The following is a 20,455-nucleotide window of genomic DNA, read 5'->3' as shown; positions in this document are numbered from 1 at the left end:
CCAAAGCCTTACAATTAAAAAGCCGAAACGTATGTTTCGGCTTTTTTTTATCTTTTTAATGCAAAATGACCAGCATAAGTCCTTCCGTCATACCGTGTTAGTATAAACCAATAATCATCAGATCTAAGATTTAAGCCATTAAAAGTACCATCCCAAGAATTATCATCTGGGTTTAATTGTTTAATAAATTTACCGTACCTATCAAAAATGTCTATAGTATAACTACTTTCAGAAGCTATACTTTTAATCTTCCAAGCATCATTTATTCCATCATTATTAGGTGTAAAAAAACTAGGATAATAAATTAAAAAAACATCTTCACTTACTACTCCACAATTGTTTTTATCTCTAACATATACGGTATAGTCTCCATACTTAACATCGTTAAATACGTTACTGTCCTGAAAAAATATTCCATCTATAGAATATTCATAATTACCAATTCCTTCTGCTTCAACTATTATTGAATTACTGTTGCTTGTCCAGTCGTCTACAGTAATATTCGTGATTTCAGCAACATCAGAATTTGAAACATTAAAATACTTAATCTCTGTACAAGTTATATCATTATAGTAATTAGATACTTCTACCCAATATTCACCAGTTTCATTTAGAGTTATCGTGTTAGACACTTCTCCCGTAGACCACAATATACTATCAAAACCATAGGGAACAGAAACTGTTACCTCTTCGTTTTTACACAAATACCAGTTTTCATTAAATTCAAAATCAGGAGTTTCTAGATAAATAATTTGAAATTGTGAAACAGTAAAACAATCCGGATTATTTTTATTAAAAACTCGCACATAAATTGTTGTTTCTATATTTTCACTTTGAAAAGGTAACTCTATAGGGTTTAAATTTAGTTCTGCTTCTACAAAACTATTATGATAAGACGTCATAAATTGCCCATTTGACTCAATATTTAATATGGATTGGTTTTGAAAGTTAAAATCTAAAGGATCATCAAAGCTATCTGAACATAAAATAATATCTGACGACGAAGTAATAACTGGTACATCATAAATAGTAATAGTTTGGTTTTGCTCAATTACATTAAAGCCATCTACCAAAGTAATTGCTACTTGATATTCTCCTGGTGCATCGTATAAATGATTTACAGTTTCTTGATTAGAAAACGTACCGTCTCCAAAATCCCATAAGACTGAGTCAAAAATTTCGTTACCACTAACCTCAAATTCAGTAAATTCTCCAAAACAATTTCCTTCAAATTTTATATAAGAATCAAAAAAAGATTGAATAAATGGTGGTAATCCTGCTTTAGATACACCAGTTGTCAAGTAAACGCCATCATACTGATAATCTGCTTGATCACCATATGCATTAGGATTATTAATAACGCCTAAATAATCATACTCAAAATGTGCTACATAAATTTTCTTATCTGGACCTAATTGTAAAGCACTATGAGGAAAATCTCCAAAAGACTCTCCGTTTGTTGTTAAATCGTATCTTGAATTTATGATATCATTATAATTAAAATTTGATGTATCAAATTGTATAATTCCGTCTTGAGTTTCTGATACATAAAGATATTTACTGTTAGAAGAAAACTCTACACCATAAATATAGCTAAGAGGCAGACCTTGATCAAAATCTGTTATTTGAATATTATTACTTGGTTTACCTGTTGTAGCATTAAACTCAAATAAATCTAATACTTCAGAAGAGTAAGCTACAGCTAATTTTGTACCATCTGGAGATATCTTCATTGCTCCAACATTATCGTAAATATCTATTGGCGTATGACCAATTTGCGTCTCTACAGGACTCATTTGAATACCATTATTAGTTACTAAATAACTAACAAATTTGTTTGAATCACTTGCATGAGAAACAACCCAAATATCATTTTCATTTGTATGTTTTATTGCAGAAATCTTCTCTGAAGTTGATTCATATAAAAGTACATTTTTTTCTGAAGTGACAACATCTCCTAACCCAGAATCTAATGACATATCTACCAAACTATATCTTAACCCATTTTCTCCTCCTGTTTCTGGCAAGGAAAACACATAGTATAGATTAATATTTCCTGGATGAGGTATGATAATACCTGATTGAGTACTAGAAATTGAACCTAACAAACCTGTTCCGTTTGGCATTAGTTGGTGATTTTTATTCCATACATCAATACCGTCAGTATAAAACAATAAATTTCCATTACTGTCCGAAATTGTAGAACAACCTTCGGGTGTATTCAAGACTCCATCATCAAGAGCTACAGGTATACCGTTACTAAAATTAATACCAGCATTTTGACCAAAATACCAATTGTTTGCTTGATTTTGACCAAATAATACTAGTGTAAATAGTAAATTTAGTAGAAAAAGCAGATTTTTCATTTAAATAGCAAAAACCTAAAGATAAGGTTTTTAGCTAAATTTTTTAACAACTTGCTCTAAATTAACATTTTGTTGCTCTCCGGTAATCATGTTTTTTAAAGCAAAAAGGTTGTTTTCTATTTCTTGTTCTCCTACAATTATTACAAAAGGAATATTTCTTTTGTTAGCATAATTCATTTGCTTTTTCATTTTTGCATTATCAGGATAAAGCTCTGCATTTATACCGTTTTCGCGTAAGGTTTTTATTGCTTTTAGAGAATATAATGCTTCTTTTTCTCCAAAATTAATAAACAATACTTCTGTAGATTTTGTTATAGTTTCAGGAAACAATTCTAGCTCTTCTAATACTAAATAAATACGATCTAGCCCAAAACTAATACCAACACCACTCATATTTTTCATCCCGAAGATACCTGTTAAATCATCGTATCTTCCGCCTCCGCCAATAGATCCCATTGCTACGTTTGGAGCTGAAACTTCAAAAATTGCTCCTGTATAATAGTTTAAGCCTCTTGCTAAGGTAACATCAAGTTGAAGGATAGCAGATTTTAAACCAAGTTCTGATATTGCTGTATTTATAAACTGAAGTTCTTCAATACCTTTTTTTCCTTCTTCAGAAGTACTTAAAATAGAGTTTAAACTTTCAACTTGTGTTCCAAAATCTCCTGATAATGTAAATAAAGGTTGAAGTTTTTCTATACCTTCAGGACTTATACCTTTACTAAGCATTTCTTCTTTTACCTTCTCCTCGCCTATTTTATCAAGTTTATCTAAAGCTATTGTAAAATCTATTAATTTATCACTTGCACCTATAACTTCTGCAATACCTGATAAGATTTTTCGATTATTAATTTTTATAGTTGCGCCTTCTAGTTTAAGTGCTGTAAACACTTCGTCATATAATTGTACTAACTCAACTTCTTGCCACAAACTATTACTACCTACCACATCTGCATCGCACTGATAAAACTCTCTAAAACGTCCTTTTTGCGGTCTATCTGCACGCCAAACTGGTTGCATTTGGTAACGTTTAAACGGAAATTCTATCTCGTTTTGGTGTTGTACCACGTATCTTGCAAATGGAACGGTTAAGTCGTAACGAAGGGCTTTTTCTGATATACTTGACGTTAATTTATTAGAATCCTTATCGTCGTAAGCTTTTTGATCTGCTTTAGAAAGGTAATCTCCACTATTTAATATTTTAAAAATCAAGCGATCACCTTCTTCTCCATATTTACCCATTAAAGTGTCTGAGTTTTCAAAACTTGGTGTTTCTATTGGCATAAATCCAAAACGTTCAAATTTTGATTTTATAGTATTAAAAATATAGTTTCGTTTTGCGACTTCTTCTGGATTAAAATCTCTGGTTCCTTTTGGTATGCTTGGTTTTTGTGCCATATTAACTTCCTGCGAATGCAGAAATTTATTTAAATGATTATTCTTTTATTTCACTTTAAAAAGCTTAGTAGCAAAAATAGTAGTTTAGTTACAAATAACGAAAGTTAATTATTGAGATTACTATCTATGCAGAAGTGACTATTTTAATTGATTAAATTGTTCATATACTCATACAACTCACCTTTTGTAATATTGCTTCCTTGTTGAATAAGTGCAAATTTATCTAGGTTTTTGTCATCAGAATATTCTTTTTTTGCTTGAGCAAACTCTACACTTTCGTCCATTAAATTATTACGTAACCAATTAAAGCCTTCTTGTGTAGTTACATCTACATCTTCTTTTTCAATTTTTATCCCTATTAAATGCATATGATCGTCGTTTAATGCAAAAAGATGTATGTTTTTAGGCGAAATATGTTCTAAGTATTTGGCTGCTGTTAATACGCCTTCCCAAACCAAATCACTAAATACATCTAGCTCTTGTTCGGCTACTTCTGGTTTTTCTGTTTTAATGGTTTGCCACTCTTCTGCTGTGATAGATTGTGTGGCTAAAAAGTTGATAAATTCTTGGTGCAGTTCTTCAAATTGTTCTTTTGTAAGTCTTGCGTATTTCATGTGTTTTTATTTTGAAATTTGTAAAGCATTAGCGGCTTCAAATGGTCTATCTGTTGCAAAAACATCTATACCTTTTTGCATCCAATGTCTATATAATGTGTCAGATTTTGTTTTTGCTTGTTTGTCTAAGTTTCCTAAAGTACCTAAAATGGTTTTGACACCTAATTTATGTATGGCTTTATACAAACTATCTGACGATAATCTTGTACCCGTAAATGCTAACATATTTTGGGTTGGTATTTTTGAGTGTAAAAGCCAATCTAATTCTTTTGTATTTCTTGCTGAAACAGAAAGTAATAAATGAGGTGCAATTGCATAAGCTTCTGTAGCTTGTTGTATATCGTAAGTGATTAAAACAACTTGATCTTGTGCTTGTAATTGATTAACTAAATTTACAATAGATTTATAATCTACACTTCGTTTTTTATCTAGTGTTAATACAATATTGTTCTGTTTTGCAAATAGAAGTACATCTTTAAGTGTAGGTATCTTAAAGTTTGTTTCTGTGCCAAAATCATCCACCAAATTAAACTGTTGAAGTTGCTTATAAGTATAGTTAGTTAATTTGCCAGTACCCGTTGTTGTGCGATCCAAACTATTATCGTGCATTAAAACTAATACACTATCTTTAGTTTGTGCTACATCAATCTCATAAATAGCAGATATACTATCATTAATATACTTTAAGGTTTCTAGGCAGTTTTCTGGATAATTACTTAATCCTTTTCCGCCTCGATGTACGCTAATTATTGGTTTATCATCACTACGATACTTAAACTTTTTAAGTAAAATAGATGTGGTTTGATTTGGTTTTAATTGTGGTTTTACATCTTGTTTGTTTTTATTATTACAAGACAATACAACCAAAAATAGTATTATTGGTAAAATAAAGGTGTAAGTTGATTTAACATTATTCATTAAGCTGATATTTTTTATTATGGATACACAATAAATATATTGTAAAATTAACATAAAAAAAGCCACCTTTTAGGTGGCTTTAATTTTTATTTAAAATTTGCTAACTTGTTTGTTAACTTATTTTAAGATTGCGCTACAACTTCAAATTCGATATCTGTAGATGCTTCACGGTGTAAACGTACAGTAGCCGTATATAGACCTAAACGCTTAATGTTACCTCCAACGATAGAAACATACTTCTTATCTACAGTATGTCCTTCTTTTTCAAATGCTTCTACTAAATCTAATTTAGTTACAGAACCAAATAATTTATCTCCTGCAGATGCTCCTTCTGTAGCTTTTGCAGCTATTTTTATGTCTAATTGTTTTAAAGCTTCTAACGTTTTGTTAGCTTCTTCAATTACTTTTTTATCTTTAAATGCACGTTGCTTTAAAGTTTCCTCTAATGCCTTTTTAGCAGATTTTGTTGCTAAAATTGCTTGTCCTGTTGGGATTAAGAAGTTTCTACCATAACCGTTCTTTACCGTTACAACATCGTCTTTAAATCCTACGTTTTCAACGTCTTGTTTTAATATAAGTTCCATTGTGTTATGATAATTTTATTTTAATAAATCTGTTACGTATGGTAACAAAGCTAAGTGACGAGCTCTTTTTACAGCTACAGATACTTTTCTTTGATATTTTAAAGAAGTACCTGTTAAACGTCTTGGTAAAATTTTACCTTGCTCGTTTACAAAGTTTAATAACCAGTCTGCATCTTTGTAATCTACATACTTAATACCAGACTTTTTAAAACGACAATACTTTTTAGTCTTGTTAGTTTCTATATTTAAAGGAGTTAAATATCTAATTTCTCCTTCTTTTTTTCCTTTTGCTTGTTGTTCGATACTTGCCATGATGATTACGCTTTTTGTTTAAGTTTTTCTCTTCTACGTTCTGCCCATGCAACAGCGTGCTTGTCCATTGCTACAGTTAAATAACGCATAAAACGCTCGTCACGTCTAAATTCTAACTCTAAAGGCTCTATTACTTCTCCTTCTACTTGGTACTCAAATAAGTGATAAAAACCACTTTTTTTGTTTTGAATAGGGTAAGCTAATTTTTTTAGTCCCCAATCTTCTTTTGATACCATCTTAGCTCCTCTAGAAACAAGAAAATCTTCGTATTTCTTTACTGTCTCCTTTATCTGTGTTTCAGATAAAACGGGATTTAAGATGAAAACAGTTTCATAATGATTCATAAAAATCTATTTTATTGTGTTAAAAATGAGTGCAAAAGTAATTCTTTTTATTTAATAACACAATACCCTTGTAAATATTTCTGTTAAACGACTTTTTAAATGTATATTCGAATGATTTTATTTTTATGTTAAAAAAATCATTTTACCGATGTTTTTTGGTTTTAATCCGTATTTTTTGTACTATTGTCGATAACTTAACCTTAACACTTACGCTATGATACTAAATTGTGTAGTTGTAGATGACTCGGCAATACAAAGATTGTCTATTGTAAAACTTATTGAAGGCAACAACAACCTTAATCTAATTGCTGAATACAGCAGTGCTTTAGAAACCAAAAATGGTCTAAACACCCATAAGGTAGATCTTATCTTTTTAGATATAGAAATGCCTGTTCTTAATGGTTTTGAGCTTCTGGACGTTTTAAATAATAAGCCTCAAATTATTTTTGTTACAGGAAAAACCGAGTATGCTTTTAAAGCTTTTAATTACGATGCTACAGATTACTTACAAAAGCCAATCTCTAGAGATCGTTTTAATCAAGCTGTAGAAAAAGCTGTAGAGCAACACAAACTTAAACAAGACTTTAGTCAAGAAGAAGGCGAACATATTTTTGTAAAAAGTAATCTAAAAAAACGTAAGGTTTATATTAAGGACATTAAATGGATCGAAGCACTTGGTGATTATGTAAAACTTGTTACAGAAGATACTAGCCTTGTTGTCCTATCTACAATGAAAGCTTTTGAAAAAGAATTACCAGAAGGAAAGTTTTTAAGAATACACAAATCTTATATTGTTAACCTTGATAAAATAGATAGATTTAATAGTAAAAATGTTGAAGTTGGCGCTTACGAAATACCGTTAAGTAGAAACAAGAAAACACAATTAGTTGAAGCTTTAAATAGCATCTAAACTACTACTCTACTATAAAAAATTAAAATCCTGTTTCTTTTTGAAATGGGATTTTTTTTGGATTACACTTAATAATTATCCACATTCATTATTAAACGTACTGCTTTAAAATCTCCTATTGCATTAAAAGTAGTTTCTACACGTTTTATAGCTTCTTTTGTTTTACCTAGATGTTGACCTTGAGGTATTTTAATCAAAATGTTTTTATGATACTGATTACGAATTCTTGATACTGGCGGAAACTCTGGTCCCAAAACATTATTTTTAAACAATTGTACCAATGCTTTAGCTAACCAATCTGCAGCCAAATTAACTTTATTATAATCACGATGTTTTAGGGTGATTTTTATTAATCGATAAAATGGTGGATATTTATAATTATATCGTTCTTCTAGCTGCTCTTTAAACATACCTACATAATCATTTGTAGACACTTGTTGTAAAATTTTATGATACGGATTGTATGTTTGTATCAAAACCTTACCTCTTTTTTCGGTACGTCCTGCACGACCTGATACTTGTAGCATTAATTGAAAACTTCTCTCATGTGCTCTAAAGTCAGGAAAATTTAACATGTTATCGGCATTCATTATACCAACTAATTTTACATTTCTAAAATCTAAACCTTTAGTTAGCATTTGTGTACCAACTAAAATGTCAATTTCTTGTTGTTCTAAAGCGGTAATAATCTTCTCGTAACCAAATTTTCCTCGTGTAGTATCTAAATCCATTCTTGCTACCTTAAAATCTGGAAATAGTTCTTTTACCTCAGCTTCTATTTGCTCTGTACCAAATCCTACAGTATCTAAATCTGGTGTGCCACAAGCCATACATTTTTGCTGCATAGCAATAACATAACCACAATAATGACAACGTAATTGTTTACGATATTGATGGTAAGTTAAACTAACATCGCAATTTGGACATTGTGGCGAGTGACCACAAGTTGTACACTCTACAATTGGAGAATAACCTCGTCTATTTTGAAACAAAATAACTTGATATCCTTCTTTTAAAGTTTCTGTTATTTCTTCAATTAATCGATCAGAAAAATGACCTTTCATACGCTTTTTCTTGTACTTATCTTTTAAATCTACCAGTTCTATATCTGGCATTTGTACATTATTATAGCGCCTAGTTATTTCTACTAATCCATATTTTTTTTCTTGTGCATTATGATAACTTTCTAAGCTTGGTGTTGCGCTTCCTAATAAAATTTTTGCCTTAAAAAACGATGCTAACACAACCGCAGAATCACGTGCGTGATAACGTGGTGCTGGATCAAATTGTTTAAAAGATTGCTCATGCTCTTCATCTACTATGATTAATCCTAAATTATCAAATGGTAAAAATATGGATGATCGTGCGCCTAAAATTATTTTCGCTTTCGCGGAATTATGTAGTACATTATTATAAACCTCTACACGCTCGTGTGCAGAATATTTACTGTGAAATACTGCTACTTGCTCTCCAAAATAATCCTGTAAACGACTAACCAATTGTGTAGTTAGTGCAATTTCAGGAAGTAAATACAAGGCTTGTTTTCCTTCAGCTATTACATCTTCAATTAGCTTTACATAAACTTCTGTTTTACCCGAAGATGTTACACCATGTAACAACACAACGTTTTGGTTTTCAAACTGATTTTTTATTTGCTGTAAAGCTTCAGTTTGATATTGATTTAACTGCTTACTTTCTGAGTTTTCTTCACCATTATATTGTACACGATCGGTTTGAATATGATATTCTTCTAAAATATTTTTATCTACCAACGCTTTAATGGTTGAAGATGTTGTCTTACTAACTTCTATCAACTCTGAAACTTTAACCGGTTTTTTTGTTCTTGCAGATATAGTAAAGAGATTTAAAATAACCTCTTTTTGTTTGGTTGCATTTTTGTTTAAATTGCCTAAAAGCGAATTTAGCTCAGCTTCAGAAGCATACTTGCTACTTAACTTTACGTATCTAACGTATTTTGGCTTATACTTTTCGTAAATTTCTTCATTGAGGATTACTGCTTCTTTTTCGACCAAACGTTTAACTACAGGAAGCACATTTTTTTTATCTAAAATGTTAGATATATCTTGAATTTTTAACGACGATTGATGTTGCAAAGCTTCGTAAATTAAAAACTCATCATCTTTTAAATCTTCTTCATTAATTACAGATGTTTTATTTAGGCTTATTATAGTTTCACTTTCTAACAAAAAAGCGTTTGGTAAGGCTGCACGCATGACTTCGCCTTCTGTACACATATAATATTTAGCTATCCATTGCCATAACCTAAGTTGTTGTTGGGTAACTATTGGAGCTTCATCTAAAATTTGATGAATCTCTTTAGCATCATAAACTAAAGGTGCAGTTTGATGGATATTTGCAACAATACCTGTGTAGATTTTAGTTTTACCAAAAGGAATTGACACACGCATTCCTACTTGCAAAAACTCACTTTCTGCTTGTGTTATATTATAAGTAAAGCGTTTTTCTAACGGAATTGGTAAAATGACGTCTATAAAATGCAATTTGATTTAGTTTTAAAAGTTATTTTACTTTTTCCCAATATTGTGTAGAGTATATAAATCCTAAATAACCTCTTACTTGAAGTTGACCTTTATCGTTTATTGCTAATCTTAGTTTATAGGTATTTCCGTTTTGAGGATCTAAAATAGTTCCGCCTTTATAATATTTACCGTCTTTAACTGCATCTTTTATGATGATTAAACCTAAAATAGGTTTGTTATTATCATCACCTTCACATTTTGTACATAAAGCGTTTACTTTAGATTGGTCATTAATTTGTATTATTTTTCCGTAAACAACTCCATTTTCTTCGTAAATCTTTACTGTAGACTTTTTTTCACCTTTATCATTTATTGTTTGCCAATTACCAAAAATATCTTGAGCAGACATTGATAGACTGAAAAACAATAGTAATAATGTGATGTGTTTTATCATTTAAAACTTTTTCTTAATTGTTTAAGTGAAATATTTAACTCAAAACCTAACAATAAAATATTGGCATTTAACCAAAGATAAAAAAGCAATATTAGTAATGCACCGATTGAGCCATAAAGTTCATTATACTTTGCAAAATTTTCTATATAAATACCAAATAAATATGAGGTTAACATAATTAAAATGGTAGTAAATAATGCACCTACCGAAAAAAACTTGGAGGTTTTACCTTCTGCAGTACCAAAGTAATATAATACTGCAGTTGCCAAATACACCATTAAAACAAAGAAAATATACTGTGCAAAATTAGCCCAAAAATCTGTATTTCTAGAACCTATATATCCCTCAAAAGTAGACATGACGTATATTTGAAAATACCCTAATACTACTACAGTTACAATTAGTAAAAAACTTAATATTAAAGCTATTCCTAGCGCATATAAATATTGTTTAAAAACGTTTCTAGATAATTGTTCATGATAAGAATTTTCAAAACCTGAAAATAAGGCATTAACGCCATTTGCCATTAAAAAAATAGATAATACAAACACAGATGAAATTAATCCTTCTTTATTTCCTTCTATGTTATTAAAGATATTTTCATAAAAAAAATCTGTAGTTGTTGCTGGTAAAAAGGACTCTAAGAAAACTAAAAAATCGGTTTGAAAATCGTCTATTGGAATAAAAGGAATTACTATTAAAATAAATAATAAAAAAGGAAACAACGCCATAAAAAAGCTATAAGCTATAGCACTTGCTCTTGCTGTTAATGCGCCTTTTGCTATACCAATAACGTACAATTCTAATAAATCATAAAGCGATAAACCTTCTAATCCTGGTAGTTTAATTTTACCTAATAATCTAACAATTATGTTAACTACAGGAATTTTATTTAGCTTATCCTCTATCGCTTTTGACATAAAATAATTTAGTCTTTATTTTTAATTTACTACTCAACTGCTTTTAAACTTAAATCTTTATTATAAACTGAATGCGTTAATGCTCCAGAAGAGATGTAATCTACACCGCAAAGTGCATATTCTCTAATCGTATTTTCGTTAATTCCTCCAGAACTTTCGGTTAAGCATTTATCACCTATAAGCTTTACAGCTTCTCTAGTGTCTTCGTAATTAAAGTTATCAATTAAAATACGATACACACCATCAGATTTTAAAATTTCTTTAATTTCATTTAAATCTCTAGCTTCAACAATAATTTTTAAATCACGGTTAGTCTCTTTTAAATACTGCTTGGTTTTATCTATTGCTTTTGTAATTCCTCCAGCAAAATCTATATGATTATCTTTAAGCATAATCATATCGTATAACGCAAAACGATGGTTCTCTCCTCCTCCAATTTTTACAGCCCATTTTTCTAAAGCTCTAATACCTGGCGTAGTTTTACGTGTGTCTAAAACTTTAGTTCCTGTACCTTCTAAAAGGTCTACAAATTCTCTTGTTTTTGTAGCAATAGCACTCATACGCTGCATTGCGTTTAACACTAAACGTTCTGCTTTTAAAATAGATTGCGATGCGCCTGTTACGTAAAACACTATATCCCCATATTTAACATGACTTCCGTCTTCAATCAAGGTTTCTATTTTCATGTTTGGATCAACATAATGATAAACTTTTTTAGCAAACTCTACACCTGCAATTATACCTTCATCTTTTACTAAAAGTTTAGCTTTTCCTTCTACTGAAGCAGGTATACATGCTAAACTACTATGGTCGCCATCTCCTACATCTTCTCTAATCGCATTAGCTATAATTAACTCTATTTCTTTATCAAATTGTGTTTGACTGATCATGTTTGTAATGTTTTGTGTAAAAATAGTAAATTGAATGACGTTTTACGATTATAGATTTATGATTTTTTTAGATGAAATTAAAACATCATAAATCATAAAGTGTAAATTTGCGTATGACTATAAAACTACTTGCTATAGGAAAAACAGACAATAAGCAGCTGCAACAGCTTATTGACGATTATACAAAACGTTTAGGATTTTACATAAAATTTGAATTAGAAATAATTCCTGATTTAAAAAAGGTAAAAAACCTAAGTGAAGACCAACAAAAGCAAAAAGAAGGCGATCTTATTTTATCAAAAATAACACCTACAGACATTTTAATTTTGTTAGATGAAAACGGTAAACAATACGATAGCGTACAATTTGCTAATTACTTACAAAAGCACATGAATTCTGGAATCAAGCAACTGGTTTTTGTCATTGGCGGACCATATGGTTTTAGTCCAGAAGTATATAGTAAAGCAAGAGGAAAAGTTTCTTTGTCTAAAATGACATTTTCTCATCAAATGGTACGCCTATTTATGATAGAACAGCTGTATAGAGGTTTTACCATTTTAAAAAATGAGCCTTACCACCATAGATAATTACTTAATCTTACACTGTTTTTGTTTACAAAACTGTCTATTTAACAAACCATTTGTAATGGTTGATAACGATATGATTAAAATAAAAAAGATGTCCCAATTATCATTATCCTTAAACAAAATTGCAGATACTAAAATTACTGTTGCCCAAATAATAGCATTGATTATAATTAATTTTTTCATACTAGTTTGACGCACCAATTTTAAAAAAGTTACAAAAACGAATAAAAAAAGGCAGATAAAAGATTTTACTTATTATCAGCCTTTAAAATATATATTTAGAAATTAGTGGTTAACAAATGTGTGCTTACGTTTTTTAAGCTGTTTTTCTAAATCTTTAATGGTGTGTTTTACAGCTTTTTCGTAATTATCCTCATTAGAAGTAGCAAAGATTCTTGGACCAGGTACGCTTAATTCTATTTTACAAATTTTACCTTTTATTGGATCATGTTGCTCTTTTTCAAAGTGAACTTCAGCTTTAATAATCCAATCAAATTTTTCAGTTAAATTATTTAGTTTTTCAGTTACGTAAGTGTTCATAGCTTCGCTGGTAGACATATGAACGTATTGAATATTAATTGTCATTGCTTTTGGTTTTATATTAAATTATACTCAAATATACTATAGATAAACTGCGATAAAAATGATATAAATCATATAATAGAAACCAAAAAACACATATTTAAATTACATTTGCAACAAACCTTATTAAGATGAAATTAGTCTTCGCTACCAACAATCTAAACAAGCTAAAAGAAGTACAAAGTTTAATACCAAAACATATTACTTTATTAAGTTTAAAAGACATACAGTGTTTTGAAGATATCCCAGAAACCCAAGACACTATTGAAGGTAATGCCATTCAAAAAGCAGAATACATCAAAAATAATTATGGATACGATTGCTTTGCTGACGATACCGGACTAGAAGTTGAAGCCTTAAATAACGAACCTGGAGTGTTTAGCGCACGTTACGCAGGACCACAACGTGATGCAAATGACAATATGGATTTGTTACTTACCAATCTAAAAGATAAACAAAACAGAAATGCGCAGTTTAAAACAGTTATTGCACTACATTTAAACAATAACCTACAAACGTTTACAGGTGTTTGTAAAGGTGAAATTACAACTGAAAGGCATGGAGAAAAAGGTTTTGGCTACGATCCTATTTTTAAACCAAAAGGTTATCAAGATACTTTTGCAGAAATGGATTTAGAATTAAAAAACAAAATTGGGCATCGTGGTAAGGCTGTAAGAATGTTAGTTGATTTTTTAAATGCTTTATAAGATGAAAAACGAATTGATTTATATCTCCATTATTCTATTTATTTGCTCTTGTAGTAAAGACGAACAAACTAATATCAATTTTAATTCTGAAATAGAAAACTATATTTCTGCTGTAGATTTATCAAGATTACCAGAAATTGAAAGCACCAATCCTATTTTTTATGATCAACAAAATTCACCAAAAGATATTTTAGACATCTTAAAAGAAAATGGAGTCAATACAGTAAGACTAAGACTTTGGGTAAACCCTACTAGCCAACATTCTGGCTTTAATGAAGTAAAACAATTTTCTGAAACTTTAAAAACATATGGTTTTAAAACTTGGTTAACACTTCATTATTCAGATACTTGGGCAGATCCTGGACAACAAGAAACTCCAGCTGTATGGCAAGGTTTAAATTTTGAAACTTTAAAAGACAGTGTTTATAATTACACAAAAAAAGTAGTTACACAAATACAACCTGATTATATACAAATTGGCAACGAGATTAATTCAGGATTTCTTCATCCTCAGGGTGATATTTCTTTAAATAATTCAAATTTCAAAGCGCTTTTATCGTCTGGCTCTTTAGCAGTAAGAGAACATTCTAATAATTGTAAAATTATTCTTCATTTTGCAGGATTAGAAAATTCCGATTGGTTTTTTAATCAAACCAACACCATAGACTACGATATTATTGGATTATCCTACTATCCTATTTGGCATGGTCACTCTTTAGAAAATTTACAAAACACGCTTCAAAGCTTAAGTTCTACTTATAACAAACAAATTGTTATTGCAGAAACAGCCTATCCTTTCACTTTAGATTGGAATGACCAAACTAACAATATTGTTGGCACGACTGATCAATTAATTTTACCTGAATTTCCTGCTTCTCCTCAAGGTCAAAAAGAATTTATAAGCGAAATAAAAACCATAATTAAATCAACAGATAAGGGATTAGGTTTTTGTTATTGGGGCTCAGAATTAATAGCTTGGAAAGGGAGTCAATCCTCTACAGCTTCACCATGGGAAAATCAAGCTTTATTTAATTTTAACAATAAAGCGCTTCCTGTTTTATCTGAGTTTAAATAATCTTAACAGCAAAACATTTAAATCTCAAATAAAAGACTATCTTTGCACGCTGAAACCCAAAAGGCGGTTTCTTAATAAATTCCTCAGAGAGAGGATGTGTTACTAGAAGTTTTAGGTTTAAGTTTGTTCAATTCGCTTCTATATGTAACACCAACATAATGCAATTGAATACTTATATTTTAGAATGAGCACATTCCAACAACTTGGTCTTGACGCTAATTTGCTTCAAGCCATTACTGACTTAGGTTTTGAAACACCTAGTGAAGTCCAACAAAAAGCAATCCCAACACTTTTAGAAAGCGAGCGCGATCTTGTAGCACTTGCACAAACAGGTACTGGTAAAACAGCAGCTTTTGGTTTCCCTATGTTACAAAAAATTGACGTTAACAGTCGTACAACACAAGGGTTAATACTATCTCCAACACGCGAGCTTTGTTTACAAATCACCAACGAAATGAAACTTTACGGTAAGTACCTTAATGGTCTTAACGTAACTGCAATATACGGTGGATCTAGTATTACAGAACAAGCAAGACAAGTTAAACGTGGCGCACAAATTATTGTAGCTACACCTGGTCGTATGAAAGATATGATTAGCCGTAACTTGGTCGACATCACTAAAATTCAATATGCTGTTTTAGATGAAGCTGATGAAATGTTAAACATGGGATTTTATGATGACATTAATGACATCTTAAAAGATACACCAGTAGACAAAAGCACATGGTTATTTAGTGCAACAATGCCTAAAGAAGTAGCAAGAATTGCTAAAGACTTTATGAGTAATCCTTTAGAGGTTACTGTTGGTAATAAAAATGAAAGTACATCTAACGTATCACACGAGTATTATTTAGTAAACTCTCGTGACCGTTATTTAGCTTTAAAACGATTAGCAGATGCTAATCCAGATATATTTTCTGTAATATTTTGTCGTACCAAAAGAGATACACAAAAAGTTGCAGAAAAACTTATTGAAGATGGTTACAATGCTGGCGCTTTACACGGCGATTTAAGTCAAAATCAACGTGATTTGGTTATGAAAGCATTTAGAAACAATCAAATACAAATGCTTGTTGCAACAGATGTTGCTGCTCGTGGTATTGATGTAGATGATGTAACACACGTAATCAATTACCAATTACCTGACGAAATTGAAACCTATACACACCGTTCTGGTCGTACAGGACGTGCTGGTAAAACTGGTGTTTCTATGGTCATAGTTTCTAAAAGTGAGGTAAGAAAAATTAAGAGCATTGAACGTATTATAAAACGTGAATTTGATAAAAAAGAATTACCTGATGGTATGGAAATTTGCGAAGTACAATTAATGTCTTTAGCAAATAAGGTTCATAACACAGAAATGAATCACGAAATTGATGCTTACTTACCAAGCATTAACGAAATTTTTGAAGATACATCTAAAGAAGAATTAATTAAAAAATTCTTTTCTGTAGAGTTTTCTCGTTTCTTCAATTATTATAAAAACTCTAAAAACTTAAATGTAGAAGCTTCTTCTCAAGACAGTAGTAGATCTTCTAGCGGAGATAGCACAAGATTCTTCATAAACGTTGGGAGAAAAGACGGTTATGATTGGATGAAACTTAAAGACTATTTAAGAGACACTTTACAACTTGGTCGCGATGATGTTTTTAAAGTAGATGTAAAAGACAGTTTCTCTTTCTTTAACACAGAAAAAGAACACCAAGAAAAAGTATTAGCTTTCTTTACAGATTTTAAAGAAAACGGACGTTTTATAAACGTAGAAATCACAGAAGATCGTGGTGGACGTGATAGAAAACGTGGCGGAGGAAGACGTCGTGATGGCGGAAACGACCGTAGACGAAGAAGCGACAAACCAAAAGGAGAAAGACGTAGCAGAAGAAGTGAAGATTCTAACAGCTCTAACAAAAAAAGTAAACGTAGTAACAGAGATAAATCTGAATTTAAATCTACACACGGTAGACCAAGACGCTCTAGACGTTAAACCTTTTTGTTAATATTTAGTCAAATATATAAGAAGACGCTATCAATTAGCGTTTTCTTTATTATTTTTAGAGCATTAAATAATTACATGAAGTCATTTTTTACCCTTTTAATTTTAGTATTTAGCATTCAGATTGGTCTTGCTCAAGACAACAAACAAAAAGATAATAAAAATACTACCCAAACAAGAACAGTAGATTCTACTCAAATAAAAAAAGATTCTACCGTTAAAGGGATAATTATTGATGCTACTACAAAAAAACCATTAGAAAACGTAAACATCGTTAACCTTAATCAAGTTATTGGTACGGCAACTAATAATAAAGGAGAATTTGAATTACGCGCAGTAGCTAACGATACACTACACTTATCTTACCTTGGTTTTAAATCTGTAAAAGTAAAAGTAACTAACGACTGGGTTAATAAAATTGAAAAATCTACCATTACATTAACCGAGCTGGCGTTAGCTTTAGAAGAAGTTGTTGTAAGCGAACTTAAATTAACAGGTTATTTAGAAGTAGATATCAAACAAGTAAATGTAAACAACAACTACAGATATAGTATTAGTGGGTTAAGTACAGGTTACGAAGCAGGAAAAAAACAACCTAATGCCATAAATAAAGTGTTAGGATCTATTTTTAATCCTCTTGACTTTTTATACAATACCTTTAGTAAAAAAGGAAGAGAGTTACATAAGCTTAAAAAGATGAAAGAGGACGATAACATCCGTAATACTTTAGTTAAGCGTTTTGACCGTGATATGCTTACAGCTTTACTTGGCGTTACAAAAGTAGATTTAGATGAAATTGTAAGTCAATGTAACTATTCTGCAGAGTTTATTAACACCGCAAACGACCTTCAAATATTGGATGCTATTAGTGAATGCTACGAAGAATACAAAGTATTAAGTAGAACACGCAAAAAACGACTTTAGTTTTTGGTGCTATAAAATCGTTCTACAATTTCGTCATAACTTTTAATTGTCTTTTTACACCAATCTAAACGTTTTTCTATTTTCTCTGTTTCAGTTAATTGCCAATTTATATCTGTTTTTTTAAGTTTACTAGTTACGTGCTGTAAGATTATTGCTGCACTTACAGATATATTTAAACTTTCTGTAAAGCCAACCATTGGTATTTTTAAATAAGCATCAGCTTGTTGTAAGACCTCATCAGATAATCCTTCGGTTTCTCTTCCAAAGAAAAAACACGACTTTTTTGTCACATCAAAGTCTGATAAATCACAATCGTTTGTGTGTGGCGTTGTTGCTACAATTTGATATCCTTTAGCTTTTAAGTCTTTAATACTATCTTTTACTGTATGATAACGGTTTAAATCAACCCATTTTTGTGCGCCCATTGCAATTTCTCTATCTATGCGCTTTGTATTTTGCTCTTCTACAATATTTACTTCTTGTATACCAAAAACATCACAACTACGTATTACTGCACTAGTGTTATGTAATTGATACACATCTTCTGTTGCTACAGTAAAATGCTTGGTACGTTGGTCTAATACTTTATGAAAACGCTCTAAACGATTTTCTGTTAAATAACCTTCTAAATGTTCTAAAAGTTTAATATCTATCATGGGTTAAAAATAAAAAAACCTGACAGTTATTTGCTATCAGGTTTGCTTTAATATTTAAATTTTAAGCCTAATTAGATCCTATATTTCCTTGTGCTAAATGATAGTTAGTAGTTGTTTCACTTAAAACAACATCTACATAGGCGTCAATAGTTAGTAAATCTTGATAAAGTAATGGGTTTCCGTTTTCATCTTCTGCTATGTTAGAAAAGCTTTTTCCTGTTGTTCCATCTACATTATTAAAAGCATAAATAAGACTACCTGGTGCATTTGCTAAATCTCCAGAATATATATAAGCAGGATGAGATCCTCCAGATGGCAAATTAGAAAGGTTAAAAACAGCTAATGCTTCACCATTAATACGTTCTGTAAAAGTTATGTTTCCTAATACGCCATCTAAATCTACTTCTTGCAATGTATAACTTGTAGTATTTTGGGTTAACTCATTTTGACCTATATCTACATATGCTACTATTTGAGAGTTATTACTATCTACACGTACAGTCAAATAACCATCCATATTTAGCAATTGTTGATATGAAATTTGTGTGCCATCATCCTTAGTATTAAAAGTTGTAAAGCTTTCTCCAGTCTCGCCGCTAGCAGTAACTAGACTAATGCTTATTGGACCAGTTTCGGCAGCTGTATTAGAGTGAATATACGCTGGTAACATTGCGTTAGATGGTGTTCCTGTTAGATTTAACTCTACACTTATAGTTCCGTTAGAGTTATTTATAAAACGTGCAGTCCCAGAAACACTATAACCATTTGCAGATTGTAATTGATAGGTTTTTGAAGCTATTTCTACATTCTCTTCAACATCATCTTTTGTACAACTTGAGAAAATAATAAAAATTGAAAATAGTATTGAAATTTTTTTTAAGATTTCCATGGATTGAAATTATTGATTAGTTTTAATTAATTGTTTAAGATTTTAAGCGACATTATCTTAAACTGCATTTACTTGGCTAAAATAACACAAAAAAATGAAACACCTCGTAGTTTTAACTGGCGCTGGCATGAGTGCAGAAAGCGGATTAAAAACTTTTAGAGACGAAAATGGTTTGTGGGAAGGACATGATGTAATGAAAGTAGCTTCTCCACAAGGCTTCGCTAGTAATCCCAATTTAGTTTTAGAATTTTACAACCAACGTAGAAGACAATTAAAAACTGTACAACCAAATGCTGCACACAAGACTTTAGCCAAACTTGAAAATAACTTTAAAGTTTCTATAATCACTCAAAACGTAGACGATTTACATGAACGTGCAGGCAGCAGTAATGTAACTCACTTACATGGTGAACTATTTAAAGCAAGAAATATTGCTGATGAAACTTCTGTTGTGCATTGGGAAGATGATATTATTTTAGGTACAACAGATAAAAACGGGATACAATTAAGGCCACACATTGTTTGGTTTGGAGAAGATGTTCCGTTGTTTGAAAAAGCTATTAGCATCTGTCAAACTGCCGATATTTTATTAATTATTGGTACCTCATTACAAGTTTATCCTGCTGCTAGTTTGATGCATTACACTGCGCAGAATATATCTAAGTTTTATATAGATCCAAAACCTTCAATAGCATCAAAAGAGAATTTAACTGTGATAGGTAAAACTGCTACAGAAGGCATCAAAGATTTTATAAATGAAATACGTTAATTTGATTGGTTACCGACAGTCGTAGAAATATAAAATTTTACTACTAAAATTCTAATTCTCGA

22 protein-coding genes are annotated in these 20,455 nt (G+C 30.8%); 7 read left to right on the top strand and 15 right to left on the bottom strand.

Annotation, left to right across the window (positions count from 1 at the left end; all coding sequences use genetic code 11):
- Positions 1-47 precede the first annotated feature (47 nt).
- The 7 genes from FHS04_RS00640 to rpsF all read right to left on the bottom strand — a co-directional run bounded on the left by FHS04_RS00640 (position 48) and on the right by rpsF (position 6,536).
- The gene (locus FHS04_RS00640; protein ID WP_106676832.1) at positions 48-2,366 is read right to left on the bottom strand and encodes a T9SS type B sorting domain-containing protein; all 2,319 of its coding nucleotides are present in this window, start codon (positions 2,364-2,366) and stop codon (positions 48-50) included.
- Between the two features lie 30 nt (positions 2,367-2,396).
- Positions 2,397-3,764, bottom strand: a complete 1,368-nt coding sequence (gene hisS, locus FHS04_RS00635) for a histidine--tRNA ligase (protein WP_106676834.1) — start codon at positions 3,762-3,764, stop codon at positions 2,397-2,399.
- 143 nt (positions 3,765-3,907) lie between these two features.
- Positions 3,908-4,378: a DUF6495 family protein gene (locus FHS04_RS00630; RefSeq protein ID WP_106676837.1), complete on the bottom strand. Its 471-nt coding sequence runs from the start codon at positions 4,376-4,378 to the stop codon at positions 3,908-3,910.
- A 6-nt stretch (positions 4,379-4,384) separates the two neighbouring features.
- Positions 4,385-5,296, bottom strand: a complete 912-nt coding sequence (locus tag FHS04_RS00625; RefSeq protein WP_106676839.1) for a glycerophosphodiester phosphodiesterase family protein — start codon at positions 5,294-5,296, stop codon at positions 4,385-4,387.
- 122 nt (positions 5,297-5,418) lie between these two features.
- The gene (gene rplI / locus FHS04_RS00620) at positions 5,419-5,880 is read right to left on the bottom strand and encodes a 50S ribosomal protein L9 (RefSeq protein ID WP_027878688.1); all 462 of its coding nucleotides are present in this window, start codon (positions 5,878-5,880) and stop codon (positions 5,419-5,421) included.
- 15 nt (positions 5,881-5,895) lie between these two features.
- Positions 5,896-6,192, bottom strand: coding sequence for a 30S ribosomal protein S18 (gene rpsR / locus FHS04_RS00615; protein WP_027878687.1), 297 nt, complete (start codon positions 6,190-6,192; stop codon positions 5,896-5,898).
- 5 nt (positions 6,193-6,197) lie between these two features.
- A complete protein-coding gene (gene rpsF / locus FHS04_RS00610; protein ID WP_027878686.1) occupies positions 6,198-6,536 on the bottom strand; it encodes a 30S ribosomal protein S6 in 339 nt (112 codons plus the stop codon).
- A gap of 214 nt (positions 6,537-6,750) precedes the next feature.
- Here rpsF and FHS04_RS00605 point away from each other — a divergent pair, with 214 nt between their 5' ends.
- Positions 6,751-7,446, top strand: a complete 696-nt coding sequence (locus FHS04_RS00605) for a LytR/AlgR family response regulator transcription factor (RefSeq protein ID WP_027878685.1) — start codon at positions 6,751-6,753, stop codon at positions 7,444-7,446.
- A gap of 68 nt (positions 7,447-7,514) precedes the next feature.
- Here the strand turns inward: FHS04_RS00605 and priA are convergent, their stop codons facing one another.
- The 4 genes from priA to nadC are packed head-to-tail and all read right to left on the bottom strand — an operon-like array spanning position 7,515 to position 12,211.
- A complete protein-coding gene (priA, locus tag FHS04_RS00600; protein WP_106676841.1) occupies positions 7,515-9,968 on the bottom strand; it encodes a replication restart helicase PriA in 2,454 nt (817 codons plus the stop codon).
- Between the two features lie 19 nt (positions 9,969-9,987).
- The gene (locus FHS04_RS00595) at positions 9,988-10,401 is read right to left on the bottom strand and encodes a DUF2147 domain-containing protein (RefSeq protein ID WP_036226872.1); all 414 of its coding nucleotides are present in this window, start codon (positions 10,399-10,401) and stop codon (positions 9,988-9,990) included.
- A complete protein-coding gene (locus FHS04_RS00590; RefSeq protein WP_106676843.1) occupies positions 10,398-11,321 on the bottom strand; it encodes a YihY/virulence factor BrkB family protein in 924 nt (307 codons plus the stop codon). Before FHS04_RS00590 ends, FHS04_RS00595 begins: the two co-directional genes overlap by 4 nt.
- Positions 11,322-11,350: 29 nt before the next feature.
- On the bottom strand, positions 11,351-12,211 hold the full coding sequence (gene nadC / locus FHS04_RS00585; protein WP_106676845.1) for a carboxylating nicotinate-nucleotide diphosphorylase: 861 nt from the start codon (positions 12,209-12,211) through the stop codon (positions 11,351-11,353).
- Positions 12,212-12,324: 113 nt separating this feature from the next.
- On the opposite strand from nadC, the gene rlmH reads away from it, so the two are divergent.
- On the top strand, positions 12,325-12,798 hold the full coding sequence (rlmH, locus tag FHS04_RS00580; protein ID WP_027878680.1) for a 23S rRNA (pseudouridine(1915)-N(3))-methyltransferase RlmH: 474 nt from the start codon (positions 12,325-12,327) through the stop codon (positions 12,796-12,798).
- Here the strand turns inward: rlmH and FHS04_RS00575 are convergent, their stop codons facing one another.
- Positions 12,799-12,981: a hypothetical protein gene (locus FHS04_RS00575; protein ID WP_106676847.1), complete on the bottom strand. Its 183-nt coding sequence runs from the start codon at positions 12,979-12,981 to the stop codon at positions 12,799-12,801.
- Between the two features lie 102 nt (positions 12,982-13,083).
- Positions 13,084-13,383 carry a ribosome hibernation-promoting factor, HPF/YfiA family gene (gene hpf, locus FHS04_RS00570; RefSeq protein ID WP_106676849.1) on the bottom strand — a complete coding sequence of 100 codons (300 nt, stop codon included), beginning with the start codon at positions 13,381-13,383 and terminating at the stop codon, positions 13,084-13,086.
- 128 nt (positions 13,384-13,511) lie between these two features.
- Between hpf and FHS04_RS00565 the strand changes: the two genes are divergently transcribed.
- The 4 genes from FHS04_RS00565 (at position 13,512) to FHS04_RS00550 (ending at position 18,079) form a co-directional block, all read left to right on the top strand.
- Positions 13,512-14,087, top strand: coding sequence for a non-canonical purine NTP diphosphatase (locus tag FHS04_RS00565; RefSeq protein WP_106676851.1), 576 nt, complete (start codon positions 13,512-13,514; stop codon positions 14,085-14,087).
- Between the two features lies 1 nt (position 14,088).
- The gene (locus tag FHS04_RS00560) at positions 14,089-15,162 is read left to right on the top strand and encodes a glycoside hydrolase family 53 protein (protein WP_244906264.1); all 1,074 of its coding nucleotides are present in this window, start codon (positions 14,089-14,091) and stop codon (positions 15,160-15,162) included.
- Positions 15,163-15,346: 184 nt separating this feature from the next.
- Positions 15,347-17,146, top strand: a complete 1,800-nt coding sequence (locus FHS04_RS00555; RefSeq protein WP_106676855.1) for a DEAD/DEAH box helicase — start codon at positions 15,347-15,349, stop codon at positions 17,144-17,146.
- Positions 17,147-17,233: 87 nt separating this feature from the next.
- A complete protein-coding gene (locus FHS04_RS00550; protein ID WP_027878675.1) occupies positions 17,234-18,079 on the top strand; it encodes a carboxypeptidase-like regulatory domain-containing protein in 846 nt (281 codons plus the stop codon).
- Here FHS04_RS00550 and FHS04_RS00545 read toward each other — a convergent pair.
- Together FHS04_RS00545 and FHS04_RS00540 are read right to left on the bottom strand one after the other, a co-directional pair.
- Entirely contained in the window at positions 18,076-18,735 is a 660-nt protein-coding gene (locus FHS04_RS00545) for a TrmH family RNA methyltransferase (protein WP_106676856.1), read from the bottom strand. The two genes, FHS04_RS00550 and FHS04_RS00545, sit on opposite strands and share 4 nt — an antisense overlap.
- Before the next feature lie 67 nt (positions 18,736-18,802).
- A complete protein-coding gene (locus FHS04_RS00540) occupies positions 18,803-19,624 on the bottom strand; it encodes a hypothetical protein (RefSeq protein ID WP_106676858.1) in 822 nt (273 codons plus the stop codon).
- 94 nt (positions 19,625-19,718) lie between these two features.
- Here FHS04_RS00540 and FHS04_RS00535 point away from each other — a divergent pair, with 94 nt between their 5' ends.
- On the top strand, positions 19,719-20,393 hold the full coding sequence (locus FHS04_RS00535; RefSeq protein ID WP_106676860.1) for an SIR2 family NAD-dependent protein deacylase: 675 nt from the start codon (positions 19,719-19,721) through the stop codon (positions 20,391-20,393).
- Positions 20,394-20,455: the final 62 nt, after the last annotated feature.

Source organism: Mesoflavibacter zeaxanthinifaciens subsp. sabulilitoris (genome assembly GCF_014191595.1).
Lineage (GTDB): Bacteria > Bacteroidota > Bacteroidia > Flavobacteriales > Flavobacteriaceae > Mesoflavibacter > Mesoflavibacter zeaxanthinifaciens.
Note: the sequence above shows the minus strand (reverse complement) of the source record. Positions and strands in the feature narration are given on the sequence as shown.

Excerpts from the sequence above, each read along its gene's own strand:
- FHS04_RS00560 (WP_244906264.1), top strand. The coding sequence starts at position 14,089 with ATGAAAAACGAATTGATTTATATCTCCATTATTCTATTTATTTGCTCT.
- nadC (WP_106676845.1), bottom strand. The coding sequence starts at position 12,211 with ATGATCAGTCAAACACAATTTGATAAAGAAATAGAGTTAATTATAGCT.
- FHS04_RS00625 (WP_106676839.1), bottom strand. The coding sequence starts at position 5,296 with ATGAATAATGTTAAATCAACTTACACCTTTATTTTACCAATAATACTA.
- FHS04_RS00555 (WP_106676855.1), top strand. The coding sequence starts at position 15,347 with ATGAGCACATTCCAACAACTTGGTCTTGACGCTAATTTGCTTCAAGCC.
- hpf (WP_106676849.1), bottom strand. The coding sequence starts at position 13,383 with ATGACAATTAATATTCAATACGTTCATATGTCTACCAGCGAAGCTATG.
- rpsF (WP_027878686.1), bottom strand. The coding sequence starts at position 6,536 with ATGAATCATTATGAAACTGTTTTCATCTTAAATCCCGTTTTATCTGAA.
- rlmH (WP_027878680.1), top strand. The coding sequence starts at position 12,325 with ATGACTATAAAACTACTTGCTATAGGAAAAACAGACAATAAGCAGCTG.
- rplI (WP_027878688.1), bottom strand. The coding sequence starts at position 5,880 with ATGGAACTTATATTAAAACAAGACGTTGAAAACGTAGGATTTAAAGAC.
- FHS04_RS00540 (WP_106676858.1), bottom strand. The coding sequence starts at position 19,624 with ATGGAAATCTTAAAAAAAATTTCAATACTATTTTCAATTTTTATTATT.
- FHS04_RS00535 (WP_106676860.1), top strand. The coding sequence starts at position 19,719 with ATGAAACACCTCGTAGTTTTAACTGGCGCTGGCATGAGTGCAGAAAGC.
- FHS04_RS00550 (WP_027878675.1), top strand. The coding sequence starts at position 17,234 with ATGAAGTCATTTTTTACCCTTTTAATTTTAGTATTTAGCATTCAGATT.
- FHS04_RS00575 (WP_106676847.1), bottom strand. The coding sequence starts at position 12,981 with ATGAAAAAATTAATTATAATCAATGCTATTATTTGGGCAACAGTAATT.
- FHS04_RS00595 (WP_036226872.1), bottom strand. The coding sequence starts at position 10,401 with ATGATAAAACACATCACATTATTACTATTGTTTTTCAGTCTATCAATG.
- hisS (WP_106676834.1), bottom strand. The coding sequence starts at position 3,764 with ATGGCACAAAAACCAAGCATACCAAAAGGAACCAGAGATTTTAATCCA.
- FHS04_RS00590 (WP_106676843.1), bottom strand. The coding sequence starts at position 11,321 with ATGTCAAAAGCGATAGAGGATAAGCTAAATAAAATTCCTGTAGTTAAC.
- FHS04_RS00565 (WP_106676851.1), top strand. The coding sequence starts at position 13,512 with ATGAAATTAGTCTTCGCTACCAACAATCTAAACAAGCTAAAAGAAGTA.
- FHS04_RS00605 (WP_027878685.1), top strand. The coding sequence starts at position 6,751 with ATGATACTAAATTGTGTAGTTGTAGATGACTCGGCAATACAAAGATTG.
- FHS04_RS00545 (WP_106676856.1), bottom strand. The coding sequence starts at position 18,735 with ATGATAGATATTAAACTTTTAGAACATTTAGAAGGTTATTTAACAGAA.
- FHS04_RS00630 (WP_106676837.1), bottom strand. The coding sequence starts at position 4,378 with ATGAAATACGCAAGACTTACAAAAGAACAATTTGAAGAACTGCACCAA.
- rpsR (WP_027878687.1), bottom strand. The coding sequence starts at position 6,192 with ATGGCAAGTATCGAACAACAAGCAAAAGGAAAAAAAGAAGGAGAAATT.
- FHS04_RS00640 (WP_106676832.1), bottom strand. The coding sequence starts at position 2,366 with ATGAAAAATCTGCTTTTTCTACTAAATTTACTATTTACACTAGTATTA.